This window comes from Marinobacter sp. F4216, assembly GCF_019931195.1.
Classification (GTDB): domain Bacteria; phylum Pseudomonadota; class Gammaproteobacteria; order Pseudomonadales; family Oleiphilaceae; genus Marinobacter; species Marinobacter suaedae.
Genome location: NZ_JAIOUO010000003.1, coordinates 404,243 through 420,315, shown reverse-complemented (window position 1 = coordinate 420,315; position 16,073 = coordinate 404,243). Strand labels below are relative to the sequence as shown.

Below are 16,073 nucleotides of genomic sequence, written 5' to 3'. Positions count from 1 at the left end.
TGTGTGTTCCGGAATTATTCCCCTTCAAATGAACAGACAGTGTATACCTGAAGTCCCTCTTCCTGAAGCTTGCTGGAGCCGCCGAGGTCTGGCAGGTCGATCATGGCAGCCACTTCGACGATTTCGGCGCCGATCCGGCGAATCAGCCGGGTGGCTGCCAGCATGGTGCCGCCGGTGGCGATCAGGTCATCCACCAGGACCACTTTGTCGCCGGACTTGAAGGCATCCTTGTGCAGTTCGACAGAGGCGGTGCCGTATTCAAGTTCGTAGTCTTCCACCAGGGTGTCGAAAGGCAGCTTGCCTTTCTTGCGGACCAGAACCAGAGACGCATTCAGCTCATAGGCCAGGGCAGAGCCGATGATGAAGCCCCGGGCGTCGACCGCTGCGACGGCATCGATTTTCTGGCCGTGGTAGCGGTGGACGAAGGCGTCGATCAGCTTGCGGAATGCCGTCTTGTCCTGCAAAACCGTGGTGATGTCACGAAAGGCAACACCGGGTTTGGGCCAGTCCGGAACGGTCCGGATGGCTTGTTTAATGCTTTCCGAAAAATAGTCCATGACAGATCCGGTTAACTCAATGGACGGGGTTTATTCCCCGCCCAGGAAAATGAATTTCAGCACAAAGACAATGGCAATAATCACGACACTCGGGTTCAGGTCGGACCAGCGACCGCTGAGCGCCTTCACAATAGCGTAGGTGATAAACCCGAAGGCGATGCCGTTGGCGATGGAGAAGGTCAGCGGCATCATCAGGGCGGTCACCACCGCAGGCGCGGCATCCGTGATGTCATCCCAGTCCACGAGCTTAAGGCCACCGGTCATCAGCACGGCAACGTAGAGCAAAGCGGGGGCGGTAGCGTAGGCCGGAATGATGCTGGCAATCGGTGACAGCAGCAGGCACGCCAGGAAGAGCACCGCAACCACCACGGCCGTTAATCCCGTGCGGCCACCGGCGGAGATACCGGCGGTAGACTCAATGTAACTGGTAGTTGTGGACGTACCCAGTGCGGCACCAGACATGGTGGCGACAGAGTCTGACATCAGGGCACGGCCAAGGCGGGGCAGTTTGCCGTCTTTGTCCAGCAGGCCGCCGCGCTGGGCTGCGCCAATCAGGGTGCCGGAGGTGTCGAACAGGTCAACAAACAGGAAGGCAAAGACAACGCTGATCATGCCCACGTTCAGGGCACCGGCAATGTCCAGTTCCATGAAGGTCGGAGCCAGGCTCGGCGGAGCAGACATGAATCCGTTGTACTCCACCATGCCGAGCATCATGGCAATGGCAGTGACCGCGATGATACCGATCATGACGGCACCGGTGATCTGGCGGAACGACAGCGCGCAGATCAGTACGAAGCCACCGAAGAACAGCAGGCTCTCAGCCACTTTGATGTCGCCCAGGCCCACCAGGGTAGCTGGATGATCAACCACGATACCGGCGTTCTTCAGGGCAATCAGCGCCAGGAAGAAACCGATACCGGCGGAGATGCCGAAGCGAAGGGACATGGGGATGCTGTTAATGATCCACTCACGGACCTTGAAGATGCTCAGCAGGAAGAAGATCAAGCCAGACAGGAATACCGCACCCAGTGCCACCTGCCAGCTGTAGCCCATACTGCCAACCACAGTGAACGAGAAAAACGCATTCAGGCCCATGCCCGGTGCCAGGGCAATCGGGTAATTGGCCCAGAGGCCCATGATCAGGGTGCCGATGGCGGCTGCGATACAGGTCGCCACGAATACGGCACCGAAATCCATGCCGGTGGCGGACAGGATGCTCGGGTTGACCACGATGATGTAGGCCATGGTCAGGAAGGTGGTGATGCCCGCGATCACTTCTTTGCGAATATCAGTGCCGTGGGCCTGAAGTTGGAACAGTCGTTCAAGCATGACGGGTGTCTGCCTCTTGGGATTGCTGAAGGTTGGAATTGAAGCGTGTGTTTTGGATGGACAAAACGGCTTAGATGAAAAGGCGGTAATCTTACCGGCTGAGGGCTCTCAGGCCAAGTCAGGATTGGCCTGTGTTCGTAAAAAAGTGTTTGCTCACTTCTGGAATGGATCCCGCTGCAGGCGGATGTCGAAACGGACGGCGGCCATCCGGACGATGACGATAAAAAGCAGTCCGACGGTCAGCGCTGTGACCTCGCTGTCCAGTAGCCAGTGGCAGGCAAAGTAAACCCAGCAGCCGGCAAAGGAAATGGAGGCGTAGATCTGATCTTTCCGGAAGATATAGGGCACCTCGTTGCACAGGGTGTCGCGCAGGGCACCTCCGAAGGTGCCGGTCATCACACCCAGCAGGGAGGCAATGAACAGCGAGTGCCCCAGGTCCAGGGCCAGCTGGGCGCCCAGAATCGAAAAAATGCCAAGCCCGATGGCGTCCGGTAACACAATGCGGGATTCTCGAATCCTGTGGGCCCGGTTCCAGTAACTGAACACGACGGCTATGCACAGGATCAGGATCGGCAGTTCCTGATGCTTCATCCAGTACAGGGGATGGTTGTCCATCATCAGGTCCCGCAGGGTTCCGCCACCGAGGGCGGTCACGAACCCGATGGTGAAGATGCCCACCGGATCCATGTTCTTTGCCCACGCGACAATCATGCCTGATATCGCAAAAGCCACAATTCCAGTCATTTCAAGCAGGTAGATGATATCGACCATCGCGTTCACCTGGGGAGTGGGACAAACGCCGTAAGGCAAGCGCGCCGAAGCATAGCGAAAAACCGCGCCCGATTCACCCGCCCTCCGGAACCCCAGCGTGCAGTGATCCACCGGCGCAGTTGTCTCCGTACACCTGCGCTTGTCTACCTGTTAAGCGGTAAGGAGATTGTCATGCCATTGATGCGTCTGGCCTACGCCAGCACTGCCACGTTCAAGGCCGAGCCCGTCAAGCGCGGTATCGAGCCCCATGTTGCCCGGATTCTGATGGAGTCCCGCCGAAACAATGTGAAGAGGCAGCTCGTGGGCGGGCTGTATTACGGCGACAACCGGTTCTTCCAGTATCTCGAAGGTGAAAAGGAGGCAGTGCTTGCGCTCTACCAGCGGATCAAGGCGGACCCCAGACACCGGGATGTGGTGACGTTGATTGAGGGGCCTCTGGAGAAAACGACATTCACCGACTGGTCGATGAAGTACGTTCCTTTGTCCGCCGACGTCCAGCAACTCCTGAACCGATATGGGCTCCGTGAGTTTGCTCCGGCGTCGTTTGATGCATCCATGTGCGAAGCGATGATCCAGTTGATTCGTAGCTCCAGGGGCGACCAGAAACTGGTTAATCACGACGAGGCGGAGACAAGGGCTCAGCCGCAAGCTCGCGTCCTGTCGCCGGCGATGATCGGCGGACTGATCCTGGCGGCGGCCTGTGTCATTGGTGGGCTCGTTGCGACCGGAGCCAGTCTGTAATCTCCATAAATAGCATTTATCGGGATAGATAAGTTTGCTTCAGTTGCTTCATGGCCTGACTCGGTTTAGCGTGACCGGCATTGCTTGGAAGGGAAGCTCGCTTTCCCATCATTATCGCTGCTACAGGAGTTGCCATGAAAGCCATCCTCTGCAAGGAACACGGTCCTGCGGAACAACTGGTCATCGAGGATATTGCCAGCCCGGAAGTGAAAGGGCGCGGCGTTAAGGTTCGGGTGAAGGCCGCCGGCCTGAACTTCCCGGACACCCTGATTATCGAGGATAAGTACCAGCTCAAGCCGTCCTTGCCGTTTTCTCCGGGTGGCGAACTCGCAGGCGAAGTAATCGAGGTGGGCGACAAGGTGACCCGCTACAAACCAGGTGATCGGGTCGCCGGACTCACCGGTTACGGCGCCTTTGCCGAGGAAGTGATCGTTCCCGAGCAGAACCTGTTGCCGGTTCCCGACAGCATGTCGGATGAAAAAGCCGCGGCCTTCATGATGGTTTACGGGACTTCATATTATGCGCTTAAGCAGCGCGCCAACATCCAGCCGGGCGAGAGTCTGCTGGTGCTGGGCGCCAGCGGGGGCGTGGGTCTGGCCGCCGTGGAACTCGGCAAGGCCATGGGTGCGAAGGTGATTGCTGCGGCCAGCACCGATGAAAAGCTTACAGTAGCCAAAGAGGCCGGTGCCGATGAGCTGATCAATTACACCGAAGAACCTCTCAAAGACGCGGTCAAAAAACTGACCCGCAGCAAAGGTGTGGATGTGGTCTACGATCCGGTGGGTGGTGATTTCACCGAACAGGCGCTGCGCGCTATGGGCTGGAACGGCCGTCATCTGGTGATTGGTTTCGCTGCCGGCGATATCCCCAAGGTTCCGGCCAACCTTACGCTGCTGAAAGGCTGCTCATTGGTTGGCGTGTTCTGGGGCAGCTTCACCCAGCGCGAACCGGAAGCCAGCGCCAGGAATATGATGGACCTGATGCAGCTGTTTGCAGAGGGCAAGATTGACCCGAAAATCAGCGAAGTCTTTGAGTTTGAAGACTATGCCCGGGCACTCAACACCCTCACCGAGCGTCGTGCCACCGGGAAAATTGTTTTGCGGGTGGCAAAAGACTGACCGTCGGTTTTAGCGACCGAATAACCGTCGCGCCTCTCGGAGTATTGGTGGGAACAGGAAGAGCGAGCGGGAGGCCTGGAAGGTCACCCGCTTTTTTCTGTCAGAAACGCACGTCGCCCGCGTTGATCTGCTGTTCCAGTTCAGGCGTCACGCGTGTGTACTCGGTGCTCTTGGGCAGCCAGACGTAGACTTCGTCTTCCAGCTTGTCGGTTGAATACGCCTGTTTCTGGATGTCGACCTTGCGGTACTTGAAGGTGCCGGTTTTTTCGATGGCGTTCGTGACACGAACAAACACCGGGACGGCGTAGGCGGGCAGGTTAGACTGCAGATAACCGAGTAGTTTGTTGATGTCGAACGGGTGGCCATTACTGCGGGGAACCAGGGTCACCATGCCGGCCTTGCCATTGGTGTTGGGGATTTCCACGCCGTAGACGATGGCCTCTTCCACCATGCCGGAGCCGTCGATGATGTTCTCCACTTCGTTGGTGGACACGTTTTCCCCTTTCCAGCGGTAGGTGTCCCCCATGCGATCAACGAACTGCAGGTGGCCGCACCCGATTTCCCGCAGGACATCGCCGGTATTGAACCAGGCGTCGCCCTTCTTGAAGGCATCCCGAAGAATGGATTTTTCCGTAGCGTCCTTTTGGGTATAGCCCTCAAAGGACCACTTCTTGGTGATTTCGCCGATCAGCAGGCCGGGCTCGCCCCTGGTGACTTCTTCCAGCCTGCCCTTGCTGTTGCGCACGGGATCGCGGGTTCCGTCGTGGAATTTCACCAGCTTGTACGGGGCTGTGGAAAAGCCAACCGTGTTGTCCAGGTTCAGGAAGTTGCTGAAGCCGATGTTGCCCTCGCTGGAGGCGTAGAGCTCGGCCACGGTTTCGATACCGAAGCGGTCTTTGAACTCCCGCCAGATGGAAGGACGCAAGCCGTTGCCAATCATTTTTTTCAGGCTGTGGTTGCGGTCCTGGTCGCTGGCCGGCTGATTGAGCAGATAGCGGCAGAGTTCCCCCACGTAGCCGAAGGTGGTGGCGTGGTATCGCCGTACATCATCCCAGAACGCGCTGGCGGAGAATTTCCGGCGGATGGCGATGGCCGACCCACCTGCCATCACCGAACCCCAGCACACCAGCAAAGCGGTGCCGTGATACAGAGGTAGGGTGCAGTAGAGAACATCCTCGGGTTTCATGGCAAGGGACATGTGGCCAAAGCCGCCATAGGCCTTGATGAACTTGCGATGGGAACCGGGCGCTGCCTTGGGCAGGCCAGTGGTGCCGGAGGTGAACAGGTAGATGGCAGTGTCACCCATCCGGGGCGGGTTGGTGAGTTCGGGGCGGTTGCTGTTGAAGCGGCTCACCGCTTCCGCCAGATTGATATAGCCGTCCGGCGCATCACCGAAGGTGCCAAGTGTATTGGCGTCCGCCATAAACAGGAACGGATGAGAGTGCCGCGTCTGGACGCTGTCTTTTACGTCCGCGAATGCCTCCACAAGTTCTTCCCCGACAACCACCATCTGGGGTTGGATCAGGTTGATGCTGTGCGCCAGTACCTTGCCACGCTGGGAAGTGTTGACCATGGCGCAGGCGATTCCGAGTTTGGCCGCGCCGGCGACCACGGCGAGCAGTTCCGGACGGTTCTCCAGAAAAACCGCGATGGCGTCACCCTTGGTGAGGCCCTGATGCATAAAATACTGGGCGATTCGGTTCGCCCAGCGGTCGAATTCACGCCAGGTAATGGTTGTGTCGTCGAAATAAATGGCGGGGCGCTCGCCATAACGTTCCGCGTTGCGTTCAATCAGGGTGCCGAGGGTCAGCTCCTTTTTGTCGTTTTTGACGGCGTAGTAGTAATAACCCCGGGCGATAGACGGAAAACGGCGCAGGACGGCCGGAAGGCTCCGGGCGATGTCCAGTGCGGATACGTTGTTGCTACTCATGATCGGGTCCGTGATGGCGAGTGTTGTTGTCTGGATTCTGGTTTGTGTTTGCTGCCGGCTATTCAACAAACAGGTCTGTCATCAGCGGACTGTCCCCTGGCTGGTATCGGTAGGCCTCGAAGTCGGTCACGCCGTCCTGTCGAAGTATCTCCTCGTCTATGAGATTCTGGCCGGTCAGTTCGCTGGCCGGGCGCTTGAGGATGCTGACGGCGGCATCCGCCATGATGTCCGGCTTCCGGCCTTTGGCCAGCATCTGTGGTCCACCGGCTTCAAACTCGACAGCGGCGGTGGCGATCAGGGTTTTGGGCCACAGGGTATTCACGGCAATGCCGTAGCGCCGGAACTCCTGGGCCATGCCTATGCTCATCATGGTCATGGCGTACTTGGTGCTGGTGTAGGGGCCGTAGTGGGCAAACCACTTCGGGTCCAGGTTCAGTGGCGGCGAGAGGCTCAGGATATGGGGCCGGTCTGAGGCTTTCAGGTGGGGCAGGGCGGCCTGACTGCAAACGAGTGTGGCCCGGGCATTTACCTGATGCATCAGGTCGTAGCGGCTCACCTTGAGCTTCTCCACACCGGAAAGGCGGATGGCGCCGGCGTTGTTGATCAGCGCATCCAGGCCGCCAAAATACTCGGCGGCTTCGTCCATGCGCTGTCGAACGAGGTTTTCATCCCGAACGTCCAGCACCAGTGGCAGGGCCTGCCCGCCGGCGGCTCGGATCTCGTCAGCCACGGTATGAATGGTGCCCGGCAGTTTCGGGTGTGGCGTGTCGGTCTTGGCCGCGATGACAACGTTGGCGCCCTGTCTGGCGCAGGCCAGCGCAATGGCACGGCCGATGCCCCGGCTGCCGCCGGTGATAAAGATGGTTTTCTTTTCCAGTGTGGTCATGCTTCGACTTCCTGTTTCGCCGACGTGCTGTCGGCAATTTCTGCCAGTAGCTGGCTGCGTTTAACCTGAGCACCTTTGCTGACGAGCACGTCGGTGATGGTGCCGTCCCGATCAGCCTTGACGGGATGTTCCATTTTCATGGCTTCCAGTATCAGCAAGGTGTCCCCCTGCTGAACCTGCTGATCGGGCTTGACGAGGATATCAACGATGGCCCCGTCCATGCTGGCCTGAACTTTGCCGGTGCCAGCACCCTGGGCTCCCGCAGCGGCCTGATGGGTGATGTCCCGAACCTGCCAGGCTTGTCCGTCGAGTTGGAAATATAGGGAATCGCCTTGCCGGTGATATTGGCAGGTCTGACGAATGCCATTGTCGATGAAGCAGGCCTGCCCGTTGTTCAGGCTGTCAATGGTCAGCGAATGCTGGTCTTCGCCTAAAGTGACGTTCAGCCCCGAGTCGCTCCGGCTGACCAGCAGCTGGAACGGTTGGCCATCATGTTCAAGAAGGATCGGTGTCATGGTGGCCGGGGCGTTGCTCCAGGGGCTTTGGCCATTGCTGTCGTGGTCGAGCAGGCAGGCCGCGATGGCCAGGTCCCGGATGCCGGGCGTCGCTGGCTTCAGCGAAGGATCGTCGCTGAATGCCTGTTGCAGGAAGGCCGTGGTCGCCTCGCCGGCACCGAAGGTGTCATTGGCGATAATCCGGCTCAGGAAATGCCGGTTGGTGGTCACGCCGAATACGGTGGTGTCCTCCAGCGCCCTCACCAGTCGGCGGCGGGCATCATCCCGGGTCGGTCCCCAGGCGATGACTTTGGCCAGCATGGGGTCGTAATGTGGGGTGATGGTGTCGCCACGGCGCACGCCCGAGTCAAAACGAAGACCCTCGGTCAGTGCGGGCTCGAAAGCCAGAAGCGGGCCGGTTTGCGGTGTGAAGCCGTTGGCCGGGTCCTCGGCATACAGGCGGACTTCAATGGCGTGTCCATTCAGTTCAATCTGCTCCTGAGCCAGCGGCAGAGGCCGGCCTTCGGCCACCATCAGTTGCCAGGCCACCAGGTCCTGGCCGGTGATCAGTTCGGTCACCGGGTGCTCCACCTGAAGCCGGGTATTCATTTCGAGGAAGTAGAAATTGCGGTCCTTGTCCACCAGAAATTCGACGGTGCCAGCGCCCTCGTAACCGCAGGCTTTGGCGGCCTGAACCGCCGCTTCACCCATGGCTCCCCGAAGCTCGGGGGTGACGAACGGGGAGGGCGCTTCCTCCACGACCTTCTGGTGTCGCCGTTGCACGGAACAATCCCGTTCGCCCAGATAAACGGCGTTGCCATGGCGATCCGCAAACACCTGAATTTCCACGTGGCGGGGTTCGATCACGGCTTTTTCGAGGATCAGTTCGTCGTCGCCAAAGGCCTGTTTGGCTTCTGATCGAGCCCGTTGGATGTTGCTTAGCAGGTCAGCTTCGGCCTCGACCAGGCGCATGCCCCGGCCACCACCACCGGCGGAGGCCTTGATCATCAAGGGGTAGCCGATATCACCGGCGGCAGCCACCAGTTCATCATCGCTGGCGTTGTTGCCCTCGTAGCCGGGCACCACGGGTACACCGGCTTCCTGCATGGCAATCTTGGAGCGGCGCTTGCTACCCATCAGTTCGATGGCGCCGGAGGGTGGGCCAACGAAGGTCAGCCCCTGTGCTTTGCACGCTTCGGCGAAGGCGGCATTCTCGGACAGGAATCCGTAGCCGGGGTGCACGCAGTCGGCGCCAGTCCTTTTTGCGGCATCAAGGATGGCGTCGGCGTTCAGGTACGATGCGGATACCTGGGCAGGCCCAATGCAAACGGCTTCGTCGGCCAGCTCGACATGGAGCGCCCTGGCATCGGCGTAGGAATAGACCGCTACCGTCCGGTAGCCGATTGCCTTGGCGGTGCGGATGACCCGGACGGCGATTTCACCGCGGTTGGCGATCAGGAGTTTTTTTAGCATTGTGCCGGTCTCTTGGGTTTGATGCCTATCCGTGAGCGACTGGGAAGCTGTTTTCAGGAAAACGCTACGAGCACATCCATGTGCGCTCGGCTTCGGCCATCCTTGGCCTCAGACATTTCCTGAAAACAGCTTCCCAGCCCCTCACTCCCTCGAACTATTCTTCGGTTGCCCACGCTGGTGGGCGCTTCTGCATAAAGGCCATGGTGCCTTCCGTTCCTTCGCTGCCCCGGATGGCTTCGGCGAACTTCTCCGCGGCATTGTCGAGCAGGCCGCTCATGTTTTCGTGACCAACCCGGTGCAACAGGGCCTTGGTCTCGGCGGTGGCAACCGGTGCACACTGGCGCACTCGTTCAATGGCGTAGCCAACCATTTCCTCAAGTTCCCCGTCAGAACCTGCCGCCTGATGAACGATGCCCAGCCTGCAGGCTTCGTCGGCATCAATTCGCAATCCGAGTAGTGCCAGCCGGCGTGCCTGGGTGAGGCCGATTCGTTCGACGACGAATGGCGCGATCTGCGCCGGAATAATGCCGAGGGTGGTTTCCGGCATTCCGAACTTGGCGGTCGGCCCGGAGATGGCCACATCGGACACGCAGGCCAGCCCGAATCCACCACCCATCACGGCGCCTTCGGTGACGGCGATAACCACCTTGGAGGATTCATTCACCTGCTGGATCATCTGGCCAAAGGCCCGGTTCAGTCGGTAGAACGGGTCGGCCTCGCCCTCGCCAGCTTTCTGGCCCCGGGCACCCGCCATGTCTTTGATATCGCCGCCGGCACAGAAATGCCCGCCGGCGCCACGAATCACCACGGCCCGGATGTGCAGGTCGGATTCAATCTGGGTAAACACCGTGGACAGTTCCGCCACCATCTGAAGACTCATAGCGTTGCGAACGTCCGGTCGGTTAATGGTGACGAACAGGGTCGGCCCCTGTTTTTCCAGCAGCAATGTTTCGCAATGCGGTAAAGATTCCATCAAAAATGACTCCAAGAATGTGGTCTGGGCCGGTAGCCCGATAGTTCCTGCCAGAACCGTGGAGGGCCATGGATGGCCCGACCGAGCCCTACAGGGACGTACTCGCGGGCGTGTTCTGGCAGGAACTATCGGGGTGCCACTCCTCCAGACTCCGATGGCCCCACAGGTTGGTCAGTCTGTTAATCGCGTTTCTTACCGGGCAACGTCCCCATCATCTTGCAGATAATTCCCAGCATGATTTCGTCTGCGCCACCACCAATAGACACCAGCCGAACATCCCGGAAAGCCCGGGACAGCGGGTTGTCCCACATGTAGCCCATGCCCCCCCAGTATTGCAGGCAGCTGTCGGTGACTTCGCGACCGAGTCGGCCCGCCTTCAGCTTGGCCATGGACGCCAACTTGGTAACGTCCTTGCCTTCGATATGCAGTTCGCAGGCCTGATAGGTGAGGGCACGCAACGCCTCGATTTCAGTTTGCAGTTCCGCCAGGCGGAAATGGATCACCTGGTTGTCGATCAGCGGCTGGCCGAAAGTTTTGCGTTCGCGACAGTAGGCGATGGTCTGGTCGATGCAGTTCTCCAGCGCCTTGATCACGTTGGCGGCGCCCCACATACGTTCTTCCTGGAACTGCAGCATCTGCATCATAAAGCCAGTACCTTCGGCCCCGATGCGGTTGCGTTGGGGGACGCGCACATCGTCAAAGAAGATTTGCGCCGTTTCCGAGGAACGCATCCCCAGCTTGTTGAGGTGCGGGCTGAACGAGATGCCGGGGCTGCTCATGGGCACCACAATCAGCGACTTGTTTTTGTGGGGTTTGTCGTCGCTGGTGTTGGCCAGCAGGCAGATGAAGTCCGCTTTCGGGCTGTTGGTGATCCACATCTTGGAGCCGTTGATGATGTAGTCATCGCCGTCTTTCCGGGCGGTGGTTTTCATGCCCGCGACATCCGACCCGGCGCCCACTTCGCTCACTCCAATACAGCCCACCATCTCCCCGGTGATGGCCGGGGTCAGGAAAGTACGCTTGAGTTCGTCGGAACCGAATCGGGCGATGGCCGGTGTGCACATGTCGGTTTGCACGCCGATGGCCAGGGGCACGCCACCGCAATGGGCCATGCCAAGCTCTTCGGCGGCGACCAGGTTGTAACTGTAATCCAGCCCCATGCCGCCATATTCTTCCGGCTTCTGAATGCCCAGAAGGCCAAGGGCTCCGAGCTTCCGGAACAGGTCGTGGATGGGGAATTCGCCCGCTTCCTCCCATTCGTCGCAGTAGGGGTTGATTTCTTTTTCAACGAAATCCCGAACCGTCTTTCGGAGGGCTTCGTGTTCGGCGGTGAATTTCACGGTGTTGTTCTCCTTGTCAGAAATCTCTGGATGCGATCCGGTTTTGTCAGAGCCGGGCAACGCCAAAGCTGTTTGGGCGCAACGGGCGGGCCTCGGCTTCCCGGCACACCGATAACACCAGCGACAAAATCCGGCGGGTGTCCCGCGGGTCAATCAGTCCGTCGTCCCAGAGTCGGGCGGTGCCGTACAGCGCCGTGGAGCCTTCTTCCAGTTTCTTGGCCGTGGCCTGCTCCAGGAATTCCAGGGTCTTCGGGTCTGGCTCGATGCCGTTCTTGCGCTGCTTTTCCTCGGCCACAATGCGCATCACCTTGCCCGCCTGGGCTGGGCCCATGACCGCGGTGCGGCTGTTCGGCCAGGCGAAAATGAATCTTGGATCCAGCCCCCGCCCGCACATGGCGTAGTTCCCTGCACCATAGGAGCCGCCAACCACAATTGCGACCTTCGGTACCTGGGCATTGGCCACCGCCTGCAGCATCTTTGAACCGTGCTTGATGATGCCGTTCTGCTCGGAGTGGGTGCCCACCATGAAACCGGTGGTGTTGTGCAGGAACAGCAAGGGGGTGCCAGCCTGGTCGCACAACTGAATGAACTGGGCAGCCTTGGCACTGCCTGCGGGCGTGATCGGGCCGTTGTTGCCGATGATGCCCACCGCATGCCCCTCGATGCGGATGGTGCCGCACACGGTCTGGTCGTCGAACTCGTTCTTGAAATCCATGAATCGGGAACCGTCGGCAATCCGCGCCAGGATCTCCCGCACGTCGTAGGGCTTCTTGGCGTCGGAAGGAATGACGCCCAGTAGTTCCTCGATCGGGTAAAGCGGCTCGTCCCACGTCAGATTCCGTTGAATGGGCAGTTGTTCGTTCCAGGGCAGGGCGCTCATAACATTTCGGGCGATGCGAATGCCGTCGGCGTCGTCCTCGGCCAGGTATTCGGCGGTACCGGCCACCTGGGCGTGCATCTCTGCGCCACCCAGTTCTTCATCGCTGGCAATTTCGCCCGTGGCTGCCTTCAGCAGGGGTGGGCCGGCGAGGAACATCTTGGCCTTGCCGCGCACCGTGATCACGTAATCCGACAGGCCCGGCTGGTAGGCACCGCCGGCGGTGGCGTTGCCGTGAACCACGGTGACCTGGGGAATGCCCGCAGCCGACAGGCGAGCCTGGTTGGCAAAGCCACGGGCGCCCTGCACGAAGATGTCGGTGGCGTAGTTCAGGTTGGCACCGCCACTTTCGGACAGCGACACGATGGGCAGTTTGTTTTCTTTGGCGATCTGCTGCAGGCGCAGTGTCTTGTCGAGACCGGCCGGGGAAATGGTGCCGCCCTTGATGGCACTGTTGCTCGCAACAATCAGGCAGCGAATGCCGCTGACGGTGCCAATGCCGGCAATGATGCCGCCGCCGGCCATGCTGCCGTCTTTGTCGTCGTGCATCTTGTAGCCGGCCAGGGAGCATAGTTCCAGGAACGGTGTGCCCCGGTCCAGCAGGCGATTGATGCGATCCCGGGGCAGCAGCTTGCTGCGGCCGTTGAATTTCTCCCGGGCGGCTTCGGCCAGGTCCAGGACTTTCTGCTCCACGTCCCGGAAGGTCCGGATGTGGGTTTCCATGGCGTCGACGTTGGCCCGGAATTCGTCGGACTGTGGGTTAACGCTGGTGGTCAGTGGCTCCATGGCGATCTCCTCAATCCTCGCCCAGTACTTTGGGCGTGGTCGCTCGGTGGAAGCCGTTGAACGGCTCGTTGTTCTTGGCTTTCGGCAATGGCCAGACCCGGCCGCCCTGGGAGGCACCGCCGTCGATGCGAAGGCAGTCCCCGTTGATGAAGGCCGCCCCTGGGGAGAGCAGGAAACAGATGGCGGCACTGACTTCCGACTCGGTACCCATGCGTTTGATGGGCACATTGTCGCCCAGGCTGCGAATCCATTGCTTCATGTGCTCGGGGTAGTTGTCCATGCCGCTGGAGGCAATCCAGCCCGGCGCCACTGCGTTCACACGCACACCGGAGGCGGCCCATTCCACGGCGGCGGTCTGGGTGAAGTTCACCATGCCGGCCCGGGCGGCCCCGGAATGGCCCATGCCGGGCATGCCGCCCCACATGTCGGCGACGATGTTGACGATCGCGCCGCCGTTTTTGGACAGGGCTTGTGTATAGGCCTCGCGGGCCATCAGGAAGCCCCCGGTCAGATTGGTGCGTACCACGGTTTCCCAGCCTTTCTGGTTGATGCCGGCCAGCGGGGCGGGGAACTGACCGCCGGCGTTATTGACCAGACCGTTCAGGCTGCCGTGTTGCTCAAGGATGGCCTTCATGGTGGCTTTGACCTGCTCTTCCTCCCGGATGTCGCACACATGAGCAGAGGCCACGCCACCGTCTTCCTCAATCTCTGCCTTCACGGCTTCGACCTTTTCCGCCTTCCGACCTACCAGGGCAACACGGGCGCCCAGTGACGCCAGTTCGTGGGCGGTGCAGCGGCCGATACCCGAACCACCGCCGGTGACGATGAAGGTCTGGTCCTTGAACAAACCGGGATGAAAGATGGATTGGTAACTCATGAATCGCGTCCTTGTTCCAGAATGGCCCGGTTGATGGGCACAGGGAATTCCAGTAACTGCTGGGCAAACGCCTTGCCTTGCGGGTCGATGCGCAGGCTGGCCACGCCACCCCCGCCAAGGCTGTGCTCCAGCAGGAAGTTAAAACCATGAATGCCGGGCAGGGCCCAGCGACTGACCTTGCCGGTTTCCGGATTCAGGATGTGGGCCATCCAATCCTTAACAGCGTCTTCGGTCAGGGCGGCCGCCAGGTAGGGAACGAAGTCCGGATGGCGGGCGAGCACCCCAATGTTGCTGTGATCGCCTTTGTCGCCGCTGCGAGCCCAGGCCAGGTCGATCAGGGGCACGATGGTGTCGGGTTCTGCGCTCATCTTCGGTGGAGCCGGTTCCGGGCTCAGATCGCTGGTGTTCAGGCCGCCGTCATTCGCCACGGCGACCTCCGCGCTTTCGCCGGCCATATCCACCCGTACCTTGACCCCGGTCTTTGGCACCAGGCAGGAGAAAAGCCGGATCTTCGGCCACACGGTGGGACGGCCACCCACAATCCCGGTGATACCCGGGGCCATCCCGGTTGCTGCCTGGGCGATTTCCCGGGAGAACAATACCAGTGCCTCTTTCTTAGGGTGGGCAGTACTGATCTTCACCACCACCTCCCGGCAGCCGCCGGCTTTGCCATGAGGGCCATAGGTGGCTTCGGTGCCCAGGAGTTCAATGCTGGTTTCGGAGTAATCTGGCAGGTCCCGTTCGCTGAACATGCGGGAGGTTTTGCTGAGTATGGCCTCGGCGACACTTTGCGCCTTGGTTTTGGCGTCAAACCCGGCCAGCAGGAAGGTGACGGTACATTTGAAGCCATCCGGCCAGGTGCCGGACACCTTGTAGGAATCGGTGGGAGGCAGACCCCGGGAGCCTTGAACCGTTACCTGATCCGGGCCGGATTCGATGAGCTCCACCCGGGTAAAGTCACAGGTCACATCCGGCAGCAGGTAGGCCCGCGGATCCCCGATCTCGTACACCAGCTGCTCGCCAACGGTACCCCGGCTGACCTGGCCGCCGGTGCCGCCGGGTTTGGTGATGATGAACTCGCCGCTGGCGCTGACCTCGGCGATGGGGAAACCCATGTTGTCATAGCCTTCGGCCACGTCCTGCCAATCGGTGAAGTTGCCGCCGGTGGCCTGGGCGCCGCACTCCAACAGGTGACCGGCCAGACTGCCCTGGGCGAGCTTGTCGTAATCGTCCCAGGCCCAGCCGAATTCGTGGATCAGTGGCGCCAGTACCAGCGCGCTGTCCGCCACCCGGCCGGTAATCACAATGTCCGCGCCCTGATCCAGCGCGGCCACCAGCCCGGGTGCGCCCAGGTAGGCGTTCAGACTGACCATCATCGGCGGCATGGGCTGGCCGGTGGACATTTCGGTGATGCCGGTTTCCGCCAGTTTTTTCTTCTGCATCAGCAAGTCGTCACCGAGGACCAGGGCGATCTTCAGGTCCACGCCCGCTTCATCACACAGGGCCTGCAGGGCATCCCGGCAGGCAGGGGGATTCACGCCGCCGGCATTGGCCAGCACACGAATGCCTTTTTCCTTGATGTCGCCCAGAAGTGGGCCCATGACCGTCTGCACGAAATCCCGCGCATAGCCCTGGGTCGGATCCTTCATTTTCTGGCCGGCCATGATCGACATGGTGATCTCGGCCAGATAGTCCGCCACCAGGAAATCGATATTGCCCTGCCGGACCAGCTGGCGGGCGGCGGTTTCAGTATCGCCCCAGAAGGCAGCGGAGCAGCCGATGCGCACGGGCTTTCGGTCGGTAGAGCTGTTGTCAGTCATAGATGGGCGCCTTTGGGTTTGGGCCAGTCTCAGTAACGAGGTGAATCGACTGAATTAAGTAGTGCAAACGAACATACCAAGCAAGCGCTTGGTTTGTAAAC

The 16,073-nt window shown here is 60.2% G+C and carries 13 protein-coding genes; 2 read left to right on the top strand and 11 right to left on the bottom strand.

Going from position 1 to position 16,073, the window contains the following annotated elements:
* Nucleotides 1-14: 14 nt before the first annotated feature.
* The 3 genes from K8I84_RS07325 to K8I84_RS07315 all read right to left on the bottom strand — a co-directional run bounded on the left by K8I84_RS07325 (nt 15) and on the right by K8I84_RS07315 (nt 2,657).
* Nucleotides 15-557, bottom strand: coding sequence for an adenine phosphoribosyltransferase (locus tag K8I84_RS07325; protein ID WP_223794086.1), 543 nt, complete (start codon nt 555-557; stop codon nt 15-17).
* Between the two features lie 30 nt (nt 558-587).
* Nucleotides 588-1,886: an NCS2 family permease gene (locus tag K8I84_RS07320; RefSeq protein WP_223794085.1), complete on the bottom strand. Its 1,299-nt coding sequence runs from the start codon at nt 1,884-1,886 to the stop codon at nt 588-590.
* Nucleotides 1,887-2,039: 153 nt separating this feature from the next.
* Nucleotides 2,040-2,657 carry a trimeric intracellular cation channel family protein gene (locus K8I84_RS07315; RefSeq protein ID WP_223794084.1) on the bottom strand — a complete coding sequence of 206 codons (618 nt, stop codon included), beginning with the start codon at nt 2,655-2,657 and terminating at the stop codon, nt 2,040-2,042.
* Between the two features lie 171 nt (nt 2,658-2,828).
* Between K8I84_RS07315 and K8I84_RS07310 the strand changes: the two genes are divergently transcribed.
* Both K8I84_RS07310 and K8I84_RS07305 read left to right on the top strand, forming a co-directional pair.
* Entirely contained in the window at nt 2,829-3,398 is a 570-nt protein-coding gene (locus tag K8I84_RS07310) for a BLUF domain-containing protein (RefSeq protein ID WP_223794083.1), read from the top strand.
* A gap of 134 nt (nt 3,399-3,532) precedes the next feature.
* Nucleotides 3,533-4,516, top strand: coding sequence for an NADPH:quinone oxidoreductase family protein (locus tag K8I84_RS07305; RefSeq protein ID WP_223794082.1), 984 nt, complete (start codon nt 3,533-3,535; stop codon nt 4,514-4,516).
* Between the two features lie 100 nt (nt 4,517-4,616).
* Here K8I84_RS07305 and K8I84_RS07300 read toward each other — a convergent pair whose 3' ends face one another.
* From K8I84_RS07300 to K8I84_RS07265, 8 genes are all read right to left on the bottom strand, one after another.
* Nucleotides 4,617-6,446, bottom strand: a complete 1,830-nt coding sequence (locus K8I84_RS07300; RefSeq protein ID WP_223794081.1) for a long-chain-acyl-CoA synthetase — start codon at nt 6,444-6,446, stop codon at nt 4,617-4,619.
* 58 nt (nt 6,447-6,504) lie between these two features.
* Entirely contained in the window at nt 6,505-7,332 is an 828-nt protein-coding gene (locus K8I84_RS07295) for an SDR family oxidoreductase (RefSeq protein WP_223794080.1), read from the bottom strand.
* Complete coding sequence (locus K8I84_RS07290) at nt 7,329-9,299, bottom strand: acetyl/propionyl/methylcrotonyl-CoA carboxylase subunit alpha (protein ID WP_223794079.1); 1,971 nt, start codon at nt 9,297-9,299, stop codon at nt 7,329-7,331. The genes K8I84_RS07295 and K8I84_RS07290 overlap by 4 nt, the downstream gene beginning before the upstream one ends.
* Before the next feature lie 154 nt (nt 9,300-9,453).
* Nucleotides 9,454-10,272 (bottom strand): enoyl-CoA hydratase/isomerase family protein, encoded by an 819-nt coding sequence (locus tag K8I84_RS07285; protein ID WP_223794078.1) that lies wholly within the window; start codon nt 10,270-10,272, stop codon nt 9,454-9,456.
* Between the two features lie 179 nt (nt 10,273-10,451).
* Entirely contained in the window at nt 10,452-11,612 is a 1,161-nt protein-coding gene (gene atuD, locus K8I84_RS07280) for a citronellyl-CoA dehydrogenase (protein ID WP_223794077.1), read from the bottom strand.
* 46 nt (nt 11,613-11,658) lie between these two features.
* Nucleotides 11,659-13,275, bottom strand: coding sequence for an acyl-CoA carboxylase subunit beta (locus tag K8I84_RS07275; protein WP_223794076.1), 1,617 nt, complete (start codon nt 13,273-13,275; stop codon nt 11,659-11,661).
* A gap of 10 nt (nt 13,276-13,285) precedes the next feature.
* Nucleotides 13,286-14,152, bottom strand: coding sequence for an SDR family oxidoreductase (locus K8I84_RS07270; protein WP_223794075.1), 867 nt, complete (start codon nt 14,150-14,152; stop codon nt 13,286-13,288).
* Nucleotides 14,149-15,972 carry an acyclic terpene utilization AtuA family protein gene (locus tag K8I84_RS07265; RefSeq protein ID WP_223794074.1) on the bottom strand — a complete coding sequence of 608 codons (1,824 nt, stop codon included), beginning with the start codon at nt 15,970-15,972 and terminating at the stop codon, nt 14,149-14,151. The genes K8I84_RS07270 and K8I84_RS07265 overlap by 4 nt, the downstream gene beginning before the upstream one ends.
* Nucleotides 15,973-16,073 lie beyond the last annotated feature (101 nt).